1 pseudogene is annotated in these 533 nt (G+C 71.5%); it reads left to right on the forward strand.

What is annotated here, in order from left to right:
- Positions 1 to 533 (forward strand): annotated as a pseudogene (locus CFP71_RS42320) (NAD-glutamate dehydrogenase domain-containing protein); the annotation flags it as partial.

Genomic DNA, 533 nt, shown 5'->3' on the forward strand with positions numbered 1-533 from the left:
GTCCGTTCGCACCTGCACCTGGCGAAGGACCGGATGCCCGGCCGCCCCGCGGTGCGGCTGCTGAACCCGACAGGCCCCGAAGACGGCTGGACCCGTGAGGCCACCGTCGTCCAGGTCGTCACGGACGACATGCCGTACCTCGTGGACTCCGTCGCGGCCGAGTTCGCGCGGGACGGGGTGCAGGTCCAGCGCATCGTGCACCCGATCGTCGTGGTGAGCCGCGATCTGACCGGCGAGCTGCTGGAGGTCCACCCGGACGCCGACCCGGCCGATCCGCCGGCGAATTCCGCGGCCGAGTCGTGGATGTACATCGAGATCGACCTGGTGACCGACCCGAATCGCGCCCGCGAGCTGGACAACCGGCTCTCGTCGGTGCTGGGCGACGTGCGTGAGGTCGTCGAGGACACCGACAAGATGGCCGAGACCGCGCGCCGTCTCGCCGACGAGCTGGACGAGAAGCCGCCGGGGCTGGCCGTGGGCGAGGTCGCCGAAGGCGCCCGGTTGCTGCGCTGGCTCGCCGACGGTCACTTCAC

It is taken from the genome of Amycolatopsis thailandensis (assembly GCF_002234405.1).
GTDB classification, from domain to species: domain Bacteria; phylum Actinomycetota; class Actinomycetes; order Mycobacteriales; family Pseudonocardiaceae; genus Amycolatopsis; species Amycolatopsis thailandensis.